Source organism: Aquitalea sp. ASV11 (assembly GCF_016429185.1).
GTDB classification, from domain to species: domain Bacteria; phylum Pseudomonadota; class Gammaproteobacteria; order Burkholderiales; family Chromobacteriaceae; genus Aquitalea; species Aquitalea pelogenes.
This window is the reverse complement of record NZ_JAELUD010000013.1, coordinates 1-13,861: the sequence shown is the minus strand read 5'-3', so window position 1 is coordinate 13,861 and position 13,861 is coordinate 1. Positions and strand designations below refer to the sequence as shown.

Annotated in this window: 10 protein-coding genes; 5 read left to right on the top strand and 5 right to left on the bottom strand. The window is 57.0% G+C overall.

What is annotated here, in order from left to right:
- Positions 1–515 precede the first annotated feature (515 nt).
- A complete protein-coding gene (locus JHD62_RS06415; protein ID WP_199102224.1) occupies positions 516–1,625 on the top strand; it encodes a porin in 1,110 nt (369 codons plus the stop codon).
- A 146-nt stretch (positions 1,626–1,771) separates the two neighbouring features.
- On the opposite strand, the gene dnaJ is transcribed toward JHD62_RS06415, so the two are convergent.
- The 3 genes from dnaJ to grpE form a co-directional block, all read right to left on the bottom strand.
- Positions 1,772–2,899 (bottom strand): molecular chaperone DnaJ, encoded by a 1,128-nt coding sequence (gene dnaJ, locus JHD62_RS06410; RefSeq protein ID WP_199102223.1) that lies wholly within the window; start codon positions 2,897–2,899, stop codon positions 1,772–1,774.
- Positions 2,900–3,030: 131 nt separating this feature from the next.
- Positions 3,031–4,950, bottom strand: a complete 1,920-nt coding sequence (dnaK, locus tag JHD62_RS06405) for a molecular chaperone DnaK (protein WP_131358320.1) — start codon at positions 4,948–4,950, stop codon at positions 3,031–3,033.
- 133 nt (positions 4,951–5,083) lie between these two features.
- Entirely contained in the window at positions 5,084–5,629 is a 546-nt protein-coding gene (gene grpE, locus JHD62_RS06400; protein WP_045847569.1) for a nucleotide exchange factor GrpE, read from the bottom strand.
- Between the two features lie 455 nt (positions 5,630–6,084).
- Between grpE and aceA the strand changes: the two genes are divergently transcribed.
- Together aceA and JHD62_RS06390 are read left to right on the top strand one after the other, a co-directional pair.
- Entirely contained in the window at positions 6,085–7,383 is a 1,299-nt protein-coding gene (gene aceA, locus JHD62_RS06395; RefSeq protein WP_199102222.1) for an isocitrate lyase, read from the top strand.
- A gap of 234 nt (positions 7,384–7,617) precedes the next feature.
- Positions 7,618–8,172: a flavodoxin family protein gene (locus JHD62_RS06390; RefSeq protein ID WP_199102221.1), complete on the top strand. Its 555-nt coding sequence runs from the start codon at positions 7,618–7,620 to the stop codon at positions 8,170–8,172.
- A gap of 77 nt (positions 8,173–8,249) precedes the next feature.
- Here JHD62_RS06390 and JHD62_RS06385 read toward each other — a convergent pair whose 3' ends face one another.
- Positions 8,250–9,647 carry an amino acid permease gene (locus JHD62_RS06385; RefSeq protein ID WP_045847572.1) on the bottom strand — a complete coding sequence of 466 codons (1,398 nt, stop codon included), beginning with the start codon at positions 9,645–9,647 and terminating at the stop codon, positions 8,250–8,252.
- A 466-nt stretch (positions 9,648–10,113) separates the two neighbouring features.
- Positions 10,114–11,010: a LysR family transcriptional regulator gene (locus JHD62_RS06380; RefSeq protein WP_045847573.1), complete on the bottom strand. Its 897-nt coding sequence runs from the start codon at positions 11,008–11,010 to the stop codon at positions 10,114–10,116.
- Positions 11,011–11,159: 149 nt separating this feature from the next.
- Here JHD62_RS06380 and aceB point away from each other — a divergent pair, with 149 nt between their 5' ends.
- Both aceB and JHD62_RS06370 read left to right on the top strand, forming a co-directional pair.
- The gene (gene aceB / locus JHD62_RS06375) at positions 11,160–12,755 is read left to right on the top strand and encodes a malate synthase A (protein ID WP_199102220.1); all 1,596 of its coding nucleotides are present in this window, start codon (positions 11,160–11,162) and stop codon (positions 12,753–12,755) included.
- 225 nt (positions 12,756–12,980) lie between these two features.
- Positions 12,981–13,861: ABC transporter substrate-binding protein (locus JHD62_RS06370; protein ID WP_199102219.1), on the top strand; the 881-nt coding region annotated here is incomplete at its 3' end.

The following is a 13,861-nucleotide window of genomic DNA, read 5'->3' as shown; positions in this document are numbered from 1 at the left end:
TGGCGGGTATCCGTCCGCAACAAGGGCTATGGCCCCATTTCGGTCTGGCTGATCGAACCTCGCAGAATAGCCATGCATAAAAATCATATCAATCATTCTGTGGACTCATGGCAAACCGTAATATTTGTTGTGCAAAAGCTGCATTTTTCATGAAAAAACTGTCCGATTTGCCAAAATGCAACAGAGAAAAACCACGATGAAACAGATGTTTCAATCTTGGATCAACGATTGGAAACAAATATTTGCGGCTGGATGAAACTTCATCAAATATTTTTAACAATATGATTTTTAAAGATTTTTACAAGAAAAAACATTACTGAAAAGACACTGCAGCCCGCCAGCAAGCACGAACACCCCGCTGCTTTGTTAATAAATGTTCGTTGACGCCCTCTCAGCCGTTTCGCAAACTCAGCCCCGTCGGTGAAATCAAGTTTTTACATGGCTTGACCAGAACCGCAGCCAGCCTGCCAACAGATCAGGCGGACACAGAAATTACTATTAAAGGATTTAGAGGAATGAAAAAACTCGTACTCGCTGCCGCCATTGCTGCAGCCATGCCCGTATTGGCTCATGCCGATGTCACCATCTATGGTTCCATCCGTGCTGGCCTGGACAGCATGAAGAGCACCGACACCAGCTTCAAGTCGAGCACTGGTGTGGACGACTTCGCCAGCCGTATCGGCTTCAAGGGTAACGAAGACCTGGGCAATGGCCTGAAAGCCATCTGGCAGGTTGAAACCGGCATGAACGTGGATGGCGTTGCCACCAGCGGTACCGGTGCCGGCACCTTCGCCAACCGCACCAGCTTTGTTGGTGTTGAGGGCAACTTCGGTAAGCTGCGTCTGGGCTACATCGACGACGTACTGGCTGAAACCGAGTCCACCGACAACCTGTATGGCCCGCGTCGCGATGCCAGCACCGGTATTGCCTTCCCGCTGTACGAAGGTACGGATGTATTCGGTGCCTACGGTGATGGCCGCGTGAAAAACGGCGTGCGCTACGACAGCCCGGACCTGAACGGCTTCAATGCCATGGTTCAGCTTGGCTCCGGCGAAGCACAGGTTTCTGGTGGCAAGAAAACCGGCAACACCCTGGGCACCCGTCTGGCCTACGCCAATTCCGGTTTCTTCGGTGCTTACGCCTACATGGCCAAGTACAACACCGTGGCAGACCACAACAGCGGCATTCACCGCGTTGAATTCGGCTACGACGCCAACAATCTGTACCTGGCAGCTACCCTGCAGCGCAGCACCCTGTGGGGCAATGCCTGGGCAACCAATAGCGATGGCAGCCAGGCCGTTGCCGGCATCGCCAATACCACCGTTGCCAACACCGGTGCCAACAAGCTGACCAGCAATGTCTGGGCCGTGAATGTTGCCTACACCATCGGTGCCTTCAAGCCGTCCTTCGTCTACTCCAAGCGCAGCAGCGTGAAAGTTGACGGCCAGTCGCAGGACTGGGGTGCTACACAATGGGCTGCCGCTCTGGATTACAGCCTGAGCAAGCGCACCATGGTTGAAGCCGGTTACGGTCAGGTGAAGGAAGACAAGGGCGCGCAAACCGCAATGGGCTGGGCTCAGGACAAGGCCACCATTACCTGGGTGATGCTGAAGCACAACTTCTAAGCACTGCCCACTGGCTGGTTCCTTTGAAGAAAGTCATTTGCCACCGCCCTGCCGCGGTGGCTTTTTTCATTCTGGCCGAAGAGTGCGCAGCCCCAAAAAAAAACGGAGCCCGCAGGCTCCGTCTGTTTTTCCATCATTGGCAGCGCTTATTCGAAGAAATCGCGCAGCTTGTCCATGAAGGATTTGGAACGCGGATTATGAGTCGCCACATCGCCCTGGCTGATGGCGTCGAATTCACGCAGCAGCTCTTTCTGGCGTTCGGTCAGCTTGACCGGGGTTTCCACCACCACATGGCAGTGCAGATCGCCATAATCGGTGCCACGTACCGCTTTCACACCCTTGCCACGCAAACGGTATACCCGGCCGCTTTGCGTTTCGGCGGCAATCTTCACCTTGGCCATACCATCGAGCGTAGGAATCTCGATTTCGCCGCCCAGTGCCGCCGTGGCAAAGGAAATCGGCATTTCGCAGTGCAGATCCATGCCGTCACGCTGGAACACGGCGTGCTGCTTGATGTGGGTCACTACATACAAATCACCCGACGGCCCGCCATTCTGCCCCGGTTCGCCTTCGCCGGACAGACGAATGCGGTCGCCCTCGTCCACGCCAGCCGGAATCTTCACGTTCAGCGTCTTGTTGGTCTTTTTCTGACCCGCGCCATGGCAGCTGGTGCAAGGGTCGGTAATCTGCTTGCCGGTGCCATGGCAGGTCGGGCAGGTTTGCTGGATGGAGAAGAAGCCCTGGCTCATGCGTACCTGACCATGACCACCGCAGGTGGAGCAGGTCTTGGGCTGGGTGCCCGGTTTGGCACCGGTGCCGTGGCACACTTCGCAGTCTTCGTGCGACGGAATGCGGATCTGCTTTTCGCAGCCGCGGGCGGCTTCTTCCAGCGAGATGTCCAGGTTGTAGCGCAGGTCGGCACCACGATAGACATTGGAACGGCCACCGCCAGCACCACCACGGCCACCGCCGAAGATGTCGCTGAAAATATCGGCAAAATCGCCAAAACCACCAAAGCCGGCACTACCACCGCCAGCCCCGGCCTGCGGGTCTACCCCGGCATGGCCAAACTGGTCGTAGGCGCTGCGCTTCTGGCTGTCAGAGAGGATTTCATACGCCTCTTTGACTTCCTTGAACTTTTCTTCGGCTTCCTTGCTGTCCGGATTGCGGTCCGGGTGATACTTCATCGCCAGCTTGCGGTAAGCCTTTTTGATGTCTTCCTCGGAAGCATCGCGATTGACGCCGAGTACATCATAAAAATCTCTTTTGGACATGGTGTTTCACTCATCTGGCCGTGACCAACCGGTACGGCAGGCAATGATCTTCTTAACATGGCAAAGGCACAGAGGCCGGTGGAGCAGTCTCCGCCATTCCCTGTGCCTCGTTCAATCAGCAAGCCGCGGGCTTACTTCTTGTCTTTTACTTCTTCGAACTCGGCATCCACCACATCGCCTTCGTCCTTGGCCTTGCCGGCATCGGCAGCACCCTGACCAGCTTCAGCCTGTTGTGCCTGGGCATACATGATTTCACCCAGTTTCTGGCTGGCCTTGGCCAGTTCTTCGGTCTTGGCTTCGATGACAGCCTTGTCTTCGCCCTTCACCACTTCTTCAGCGGCTTTGACAGCGTCTTCGATCTTGGCCTTTTCAGCCGCGTCGATCTTGTCGCCATGCTCGGACAGGGACTTCTTCACGCTGTGGATCAGGCCTTCAGCCTGGTTACGCGCGGTCACCAGTTCGTGCAGCTTCTTGTCTTCCTCGGCATTGGCTTCGGCATCCTTCACCATGCGCTGGATTTCCTCTTCCGACAGACCGGAAGAAGCCTGGATGGTGATGTTGGCCTGCTTGCCGCTGGCCTTGTCCTTGGCCGATACATGCAGGATACCGTTGGCATCGATGTTGAATTCCACTTCGATCTGCGGAATGCCACGCGGTGCCGGCGGAATGTCACCAAGGTTGAACTGACCCAGGCTCTTGTTGGCCGCAGCCTTTTCACGCTCACCTTGCAGCACGTGGATGGTCACCGCAGTCTGGTTGTCATCCGCAGTGGAGAAGGTTTGCGAAGCCTTGGTCGGAATGGTGGTGTTCTTCTGGATCAGCTTGGTCATCACGCCACCCAGGGTTTCGATACCCAGCGACAGCGGAGTCACGTCCAGCAGCAGCACGTCCTTGCGATCGCCGGACAGCACCGAACCCTGAATGGCAGCACCAACGGCCACGGCTTCGTCCGGGTTCACGTCCTTGCGCGGTTCCTTGCCAAAGAATTCCTTCACCGCATCCTGTACCTTCGGCATACGGGTCTGGCCACCCACCAGAATCACGTCGGTAATGTCGGACAGCGATACACCAGCGTCCTTCAGCGCAACGCGGCACGGCTCGATGGAGCGGGTGATCAGGTCGTCAACCAGGCTTTCGAACTTGGCGCGGGTAATCTTCATCGCCAAGTGCTTCGGACCGGTGGCATCCATGGTGATGTACGGCAGGTTCACTTCGGTCTGGGTGGCGCTGGACAGCTCGATCTTGGCCTTTTCAGCAGCTTCCTTCAGACGTTGCAGAGCCATTACGTCGTTCTTCAGGTTCACGCCCTGTTCGCGCTGGAACTCGGTCACGATGTAATCGATGATGCGCTGGTCAAAGTCTTCACCGCCCAGGAAGGTGTCACCGTTGGTGGACAGCACTTCGAACTGGTGCTCGCCGTCAACGTCGGCGATTTCGATGATGGACACGTCGAACGTACCACCACCCAGGTCGTATACGGCAATCTTGCGGTCACCTTCCTGCTTGGCCAGGCCAAAGGCCAGCGCAGCAGCGGTCGGTTCGTTGATGATGCGCTTTACTTCCAGACCGGCAATACGGCCGGCATCCTTGGTGGCCTGACGCTGGCTGTCGTTGAAGTAAGCCGGTACGGTAATTACCGCCTCGGTCACTTCTTCACCCAGGTAGTCTTCGGCAGCCTTCTTCATCTTGCGCAGTACTTCTGCGGAGATTTGCGGCGGAGCCAGTTCCTGGTCACGTACCTTCACCCAGGCGTCGCCATTGGAGGCCTTCATGATCTGGAAAGGCATCAGGTCGATGTCTTTTTGTACTTCCTTGTCTTCGAAGCGGCGACCGATCAGGCGCTTGGCTGCGTACAGGGTGTTCTTCGGGTTGGTAACTGCCTGACGCTTGGCCGGTGCACCCACCAGGATTTCGCCATCTTCCATGTAAGCAATGATGGAAGGCGTGGTACGTGCGCCTTCGGCGTTTTCAATCACTTTCGGGTTGCCACCTTCAACTACGGCTACGCAGGAGTTGGTCGTACCCAGGTCAATACCAATGATTTTGCCCATCTTTTATTCCTTTATATCTGAATTCGTTGCGACTACGGCCAGCAAGCTGATAGCCGAGGCCTGTTGCGTTCATAGGTATTGGCTATGTGGTCTTTTTCAAGAGCCGGCCAAGAACCTTTTTATGGTTTTCGTGTCAGCCTTTGGCTTTGGCCACGATCACCATGGCCGGACGCAGCGTGCGCTCAGCCAGTTGATAACCTTTTTGCAGCACCCGTAACACCGTATTGGCTTCTGCATCGGACTCTTCCGCGCTCATCGCCTGGTGTTGATGCGGGTCCAGCTTGTCGCCCACTGCCGGGCTGATTTCCTTGATTTGTGCCTTGTCAAAGGCAGCCACCAGCTGCTTGAGCGTCATGTCCACACCCATCTTCAGGGTGTCTATCTGACCGCTTTGATCCAGCAGCGCCATTTCCAGGTAGTCCTTTACCGGAACCAGTTCCTGGGCAAACTTGTTGATGGCGTATTTCTGGGTGTTCAGCAGTTCTTCTGCATTGCGGCGACGCAGGTTTTCCTGGTCTGCACGGCTGCGCAGCAGTTGATCCTGCAGATCGGCCACCTGGGCTTCCAGTTCGGCAATGCGCTGTTCCACGGTTTGCTCTGTTTGCTGTTCGCTGGCAGCGGCGTTGTTCACGTCTTCAACGACGGCTTCGTTGTTCGTGTTGTTCTGGTTTTCCTGCATGGCAAGACCTCAAAAAAAGTCGGCTTTTAACAATGTCCCGACCTCAGATAAGGTCTATCGCGAGGAATTCAAGTCTTTTGTCTTGCCCACCGGTAACAACGCCTGTTACCGGGCCTCACCAGGCTGCGCGTTTTCGGACTTTTGTTTTCGCAACTGCAACAAAATTCGCGCATTATCACCTTCGGTTTTAGCCATGATTGTTATCTTCTGAACATCAGTTTTTTTTCGGTGTTGCACTGCACACAAGCGATTTTTTTTGTGCATATAATGGCTCACACATGCTAAGTGACCCACCCGGAAGAGCCGTCAGCCACGGGCATCCGGTGGTCATAAGGGGCAATGGACATAAACCGTTGTCAACAAAATCAGTCCGGAAAAACCGGAATGTCATTTGGCCAGAGGACTGCCGGAATTTACCGGCTCTGCAGAGAAAACTATTCGAGAAGGGTTTGAACATGACTACTCGCGAACAACGTATCGCCGCCATTCAACATGACTGGGACACCAACCCGCGCTGGAAAGGTATCAAGCGTGGTTACACCGCTGCCGACGTAGAGCGTCTGCGTGGTTCGGTACAAGTGGAACACACCCTGGCCCGCCAAGGCGCCGAGAAACTGTGGAACCTGGTCAACAACGAACCCTACATCAACTGTCTGGGCGCACTGACCGGTGGTCAGGCCATGCAGCAGGTGAAAGCCGGCATCAAGGCCATCTACCTGTCCGGCTGGCAAGTTGCCGCCGACAACAACGAATACTCCGCCATGTACCCGGACCAGTCCCTGTACCCGGTGGACTCCGTGCCGAAGGTGGTAGAGCGCATCAACAACGCCTTCACCCGTGCCGATGAAATCCAGCACTCCAAGGGCGTTGAAAAAGGCCAGCCTGGCTTTGTTGACTACTACGCGCCCATCGTGGCCGATGCCGAAGCCGGTTTCGGCGGCGTGCTCAACGCCTACGAACTGATGAAGGCCATGATCCGCGCCGGTGCCGGTGGCGTTCACTTCGAAGACCAGCTGGCTTCTGTCAAGAAATGCGGCCACATGGGCGGCAAGGTACTGGTTCCGACCCAGGAAGCCATCCAGAAGCTGATCGCAGCCCGTATGGCTGCTGACGTATACGGCGTGCCGACCCTGGTGATTGCCCGTACCGATGCTGAAGCTGCTGACCTGATCACCAGCGACTACGACGCCAACGACAAGCCTTTCCTGACTGGCGAGCGCACTGCCGAAGGCTTCTACAAGACCAAGAAGGGTCTGGAACAAGCCATCAGCCGCGCCGTGGCCTACGCTGACTACGCCGACCTGGTATGGTGCGAAACCGGCACCCCGGATCTGGAATTCGCCCGCAAATTTGCTGAAGCGGTACACGCCAAGCATCCGGGCAAACTGCTGGCCTACAACTGCTCGCCGTCCTTCAACTGGAAGAAGAACCTGGACGATGCCACCATCGCCAAGTTCCAGCGCGAACTGGGTGCCATGGGCTACAAATACCAGTTCATCACTTTGGCTGGTATCCACAGCATGTGGTACAACATGTACGACCTGGCACAAGACTACGTTGCGCGCGGCATGTCGGCTTACGTCGAGAAGGTACAAGAGCCGGAATTCGCAGCACGCGACCGCGGCTACACCTTCGTATCGCACCAGCAGGAAGTGGGCACCGGCTACTTCGACGATATCACCACCGTGATTCAGGGTGGCCAGTCCAGCGTGACCGCGCTGACCGGCTCCACCGAAGAAGAACAGTTCCACTAAGCAGTGACAGGAGCTGCATGCCAGCTCTGCCCTACACGCCCGCCAGCCTTGCGCTCGCGGGCGTTTTGTTTTCCTGCAGCCATTTATTAAATCTGGCTAAACAATCAATTCATCAAAAGCGACTAGTCCTGACACGAACAATCACTATACTGAACGCTGCTATTCTTCATTGGCTGGACTGTCGGTCACGGCAGGCCAGCTCTTCCCGCTTTATTTCCAGCAAAGGTATACACCATGACCAAGGTTGTCGTTGTCTATCATTCCGGCTACGGCCATACCCAGCGCGTTGCCCAGCAAGTGGCTGCCGGTGCCAATGCCGAACTCATCGCCATCGATGCCGAAGGCAATGTGCCGGACAGCGCCTGGGACCAGTTGGCCGCAGCCGACGCCATCATCTTTGGCGCCCCCACCTATATGGGCAGCCCAAGCTGGCAGTTCAAGAAATTTGCCGATGCCAGCTCCAAAGCCTGGTTCACCCGCGCCTGGCAAGATAAGGTATTCGGCGGCTTCACCAACAGTGCCAGCCTGAACGGCGACAAGCAGGTTGCCCTGATCACCCTGCAAACCCTGGCTTCGCAACACGGTGGCATCTGGGTCAGCCTGGGCCTGCTGCCGAGCAACACCAAGGCCGCCCAGCGTACTGACATCAACAATCTGGGTGGTTCGGTTGGCCTGCTGGTGCAGTCTCCGGCTGATGCCAGCGTGGATGAAATCCCGCAGGGTGACCTGGACACTGCCACGCAATACGGTGCACGTGTGGCGGCCATCGCCGCCAAGCTGCGTGGTTGATTCAGCCCGTTTGAGATGTAAAAAAGCCACCCCGCAGGGTGGCTTTTTCTTTGGCAAGTACCGCAGCAAGTACGGAATCAGGCCTGCTTGTGCAAGTGGGAGTTCTTGCGCGAGTAACCGAAATACACCACCAGACCAATCACCAGCCACACCACAAAGCACAGCCAGGTCAGCATGGACAGTTGCGCCATCAGGAATACGCAGAAGATGACGGCCAGTGCCGGAACATAAGGCACCCCCGGGCACAGGAATTTGCGCGGCAGGTTCGGCTCGGTCTTGCGCAGCTTGATGATGGCGATGGCAATCAGCGAGAAGGCAGCCAGCGTACCAATGTTCACCAGTTCGGCCAGTGTATGCAGCGGAATGAAGCCAGCAATCAGCGCGATGATGGTGCCGATCAGCCAGGTGGCCTTGTACGGCGTGCCGTATTTCGGGTTCACTTCGGAGAAGATTTTCGGCAGCAAACCGTCGCGGCTCATGGCAAACAGGATGCGGGTCTGGCCGTAGGTCATCACCAGAATCACGGTCAGCATGCCCAGAATGGCACCCAGATCGACAAAACCGGCAAACCAGTCCAGCTTGGCCACTTGCAGCGCCAGCGATACCGGGTGGTCGATACCGGCGAAATGCGCGTAAGGCACGATGCCGGTCATGATGGCCGACACGATCACGTACAGGATGGAACAGATGGCCAGCGACCAGATCACGCCCTTGGGAATGTCACGCGCGGGGTCTTTCACTTCTTCTGCCGCACAAGTCACTGCGTCAAAACCCAGGAAGCTGAAGAACACGATGGCTGCACCATGGAATACGCCATTCATGCCGTAAGGCAGGGCCGGGCTCCAGTTGGCCGGTTTGACATGCCACACGCCGATGGCAATGAACATCAGCACCACGGCCACCTTGATCAGCACCACGATATTGTTGACGCGCTTGGATTCCTTGATGCCAAAGGCCAGCAAGGCAGTAATCAGCATCGCGATGGTGAAGGCAGGCAGATTGAACAAGGTATCCTTGCCCGGAACCGCACCGGCGGCAGCCGTCAGCGCATCGGGAAGGTGAATGCCGAAACCGCCCAGCAAGCTCTGGAAATAACCGGACCAGCCCACCGATACGGCAGAAGATGCCAGCAGGTATTCCAGCATCAGGTCCCAGCCGATGATCCAGGCCACCAGTTCACCCAGCGTGGCGTATGCATAGGTATAAGTAGAGCCGGAAATCGGCAACATGGCGGCGAATTCTGCATAGCACAGTGCCGCAAAGCCGCAGGCAAAGGCGCCGATGATGAAGGACAACACCAGGCCCGGGCCGGCCACCGTGGCACCGGTACCAGTCAACACGAAAATGCCGGTACCGATGATGGCACCGATCCCCAGCATGGTCAGGTCGAAAGCCGTCAGCTCCTTGCGGAGCCCTTTTGCAGTCTGGGCAAATTCCAGCATGCCCTGAACGCTCTTTTTGCGCATCAAACTCATGTTCAGACTATCCTGTGTGCGCCGGTGCCATCGCCATGTTTGGGCAAGGGGACAACCGGCCTTAGATGATCATACTCAGCCCGTCCGCCGCTGCCCTGTCTGCTGCCGGTTCGTGACCGACAACTCAACGCAGGACACTGCCGCGGAAAACGCGCGATATTACAGGAAGGGGAGAACAGTTCAAGCCAAAATATTGGACAAAGTGTATCCATTATCCATTAATGGCCTCATATCGCGGCAGGATCTATCCCATACTTGTCATAATCGTGCAAGACAAGGCAGTTTGTAGCGCAACTCAGCCAACAATCCGGCAAAAATTGCTGCATTAACGCAATGCCATGCCTATTTGACATGAATTTGTGCTATCCCAAGCCCGGAACCGCCAGCCAGACCAAAGACCAGGGTGCCAGACGACAACGGCGTTCCGGGCATGCAGCGAAGCCCGTGCAGGAACAAACTGCTGCTTTCAATCCCAATAGCCGGTGGCGGTGTAAACCTGGCGCAGGTGTTCGATAAAATGCCGCACCCGGGCCGGTAGAAAACGGCGTTGTGGAACAACGGCATACACCGGGTAGTCCGGCGAGGCAAACTGGTCCAGCACCGTCACCAGCCTCCCCTCGGACAAGTCATCCTTGACCTCCCACAAGGAGCGCCAGGCCAGCCCCAAGCCCTGCAAGGCCCAGTCATGCAGCACCGCACCATCATTACATTCCTGACGACCTGACACGCGCAGGTTGATCAGTTCGCCATCCCGCTCAAAGCTCCAGCCACGGCTTTGGCTTTCACCCAGCGACAGACAGTTGTGCTGTGCCAGCTCTTCCAGCGTGTGTGGAATGCCATGCCTTGCCAGATAGGCGGGCGACGCCACCACCACACGACGGTTTTCCGCCAGCCGCATGGCCACCAGCGATGAATCAGCCAGATCCGAAATGCGAATCGCACAATCAATGCGCTCGCGCTGCAAATCAATCAGCCGGTCCGACAGATCCAGCGTCACCCGGATATCCGGATGCGCCAGCTGGAATGCCGCAATATGCGGTGCCACGTGACGCCGACCAAAACCGGCCGGGGCGGATACCCGCAGATGGCCGCGCGCCCGGCCGCTACCGGACGCCACTGCGGCCTCGGCTTCGGACAGTTCAGTCAGAATGCGCTGGCAGTCTTCAAAAAATGCCGCGCCTTCCTGAGTCAGGGTCACGCTGCGCGTGGTGCGCACCAGCAGCTTCACCCCCAGCCGCTCCTCCAGCGCATCCAGCCGGCGGCCTATCATGGCCGGCACCACCCCTTGCTGGCGGGCAGCAGCGGACAGGCTGCCATGATTGACCACGGCGACAAAGGTTTCCAGCTGTTTTAGTTCGCTCATTGCGTACTTAAAAGTAAAAGATGTTATGCCTATTTATGCATTTTTTTTTACTGTTTGGCTAGATACACTGCTTACATCGCAATGCAGCATTTTGTTGATCAAAGGCAGCGGTTCTGCCGTATAAACGCATTTATTTCAGGAGCAAGCACATGGCTGTCACCCTTCCGCAAGGCGTGGAAATCCTCGCCCCGCTGACCCCGGCGTTTGAAGAAATCCTCACTACCGAAGCACTGTCCTTTGTCGCCAAACTGCATCGCCAGTTTGAAGCACGCCGCCGTGAGCTGCTTGCCGCCCGCGTGGTGCGCCAGGCCGAACTGGATGCCGGCAAGCTGCCTGACTTCCTGCCGGAAACCGCCGCCATCCGTGCCGGCGACTGGAAAATTGCACCGCTGCCGCAAGACCTGCTGGACCGCCGCGTGGAAATCACCGGGCCGGTGGATCGCAAGATGATGATCAATGCACTGAATTCCGGTGCCAAGAGCTTCATGGCCGACTTCGAGGACTCCAACTGTCCGAGCTGGGAAAACCAGATCAGCGGCCAGATCAATGTCCGTGATGCGTATCGCAAGACCATTTCCTTTGCCAATCCGGATGGCAAGCAATACAAGCTGAACGACACCATTGCCACCCTGATCCTGCGTCCGCGTGGCTGGCACCTGATGGAGAAGCACGTCACCGTGGATGGCGAGATTGTCTCCGGCGCACTGTTCGACTTCGCCCTGTCCTTCTTCCACAATATTGCCTACCTGCAAACCGTGGGCAGTGCCACCTATTACTACCTGCCGAAGATGGAAGGCCATCTGGAAGCGCGCCTGTGGAACGATGTGTTCGTGTTTGCCCAGAACGAGCTGGGTATTCCGCAGGGCACCATCAAGGCTACCGTGCTGATTGAAACCATCCTCGCTGCCTTCGAGATGGACGAAATCCTCTACGAACTGCGCGAGCACAGCTCCGGCCTGAACGCCGGTCGCTGGGACTACATCTTCAGCTGCATCAAGAAGTTCAAGCAGAATCGTGACTTCTGCCTGGCCAACCGTGCACAGATCACCATGACCGTGCCCTTCATGCGTGCCTATGCCCTGCTGCTGCTGAAAACCTGCCACCAGCGCAACGCACCGGCCATTGGCGGCATGGCCGCACTGATTCCGATCAAGAACGATCCGGTGGCCAATGACAAGGCACTGGGTGGCGTGAAGGCTGACAAGGACCGCGATGCCACCGACGGCTATGACGGCGGCTGGGTGGCTCACCCGGGCCTGGTGCCGATTGCCAACGAAGCCTTCAGCCGCGTGCTGGGTGATGCCCCCAACCAGATTGCCAAGCAGCGTCCGGATGTGAATGTCACCGCTGCCGATCTGCTGAACTTCCAGCCGGAAGCGCCGATCACCGAAGCCGGCCTGTCCATGAACATCAATGTGGGCATCCAGTATCTGGGTTCCTGGATTTCCGGCAACGGCTGCGTGCCCATCCACAACCTGATGGAAGATGCCGCCACCGCAGAAATCTCCCGCTCGCAGATCTGGCAATGGATCCGCAGCCCCAAGGGCGTGCTGGAAGATGGCCGCAAGGTGACGGTGGAACTGTTCCGCGAACTGCAAGCTGCTGAAGTAGCCAAGCTCAAGGCGGAATACGGCAATCGCTGGACCAAGCAGTATGAAGACGCAGCCCGCATGTTCGACCATCTGACCACCTCGGATGACTTTGTCGAATTCCTCACCCTGCCGGGTTACGACTACATCGACTAAACGATCGATCCAATGGTTGGCAATTTGCCAGCTTACACTCATGCGGCCCGTGATCCGGGCCGCTTTTTTTTCGCCTGCCAAACTAACGGGCAACTTCCTGTCTCCAATATCCAATCTCAGCCATTTTATTGCGCAACGCAACAAGAAAAATCTTTAACATTGGAATAAAATTGCGCGAAATATTCATTTTCCAAAAAAATCTATCCTGACTCACAAGGAATTGTCATGTCCCTACGCCATCGCCAACTGCTGGCTGCCGCTGCAGCCGTGCTCTCCCTGTCTGCTTCCGCTGCCGAGCTCAAGTCGGTTGCCATCACGGCCATTGTCGATCACCCGGCGCTGGATGCCGCCCGCAAAGGGGTGACTGACCAACTGAAAGCCGAGGGTTTTGGTGAGGACAAGGTCAAGGTGCAGTATCAAAGCGCCCAGGGTAACCCGGCTACTGCCGGCCAGATCGCCCGCAAGTTTGTCGGCGACAAACCCGACGTCGCCGTGGCCATTGCCACACCGTCGGCCCAGGCACTGGTTGCCGCCAGCAAAACCCTGCCCATCGTATTCACTGCTGTCACCGACCCTGTGGCTGCCAAGCTGGTCAGCAGCTGGAAACCCAGCGGCACCAATGTAACCGGCGTTTCCGACATGCTGCCGCTGGGCCCGCAGGTAGACCTGATCCTGAAGGTAAAACCGGGTGCCAAACGCGTCGGCATGGTGTTCAGTCCGGGTGAGGTCAACTCCACCATCGTGGTGAAGGAACTGAAAGAAGAGCTGGCCAAGCGCGGCATGAGCCTGGTGGAAGCCCCGGCACCGCGTACCGTGGATGTGGCCCCGGCGGCCAAGAGCCTGATCGGCAAGGTTGATGCCATCTACACCAGCACCGACAACAATGTGGTGTCCACTTACGAATCGCTGGTGGCCGTCGCCAATCAGGCGAAACTGCCGCTGATTGCCTCTGATACCGACTCGGTAAAACGTGGAGCCATCGCAGCCCTGGGCATGAACTACTACGATATGGGCCGTCAGACCGGCAAGATTGTGGTTCGCATCCTGAAGGGTGAAAAGCCGGGTGCCATCGCTCCGGAAGTTGGCAGCAAGCTGAGCCTGACCGT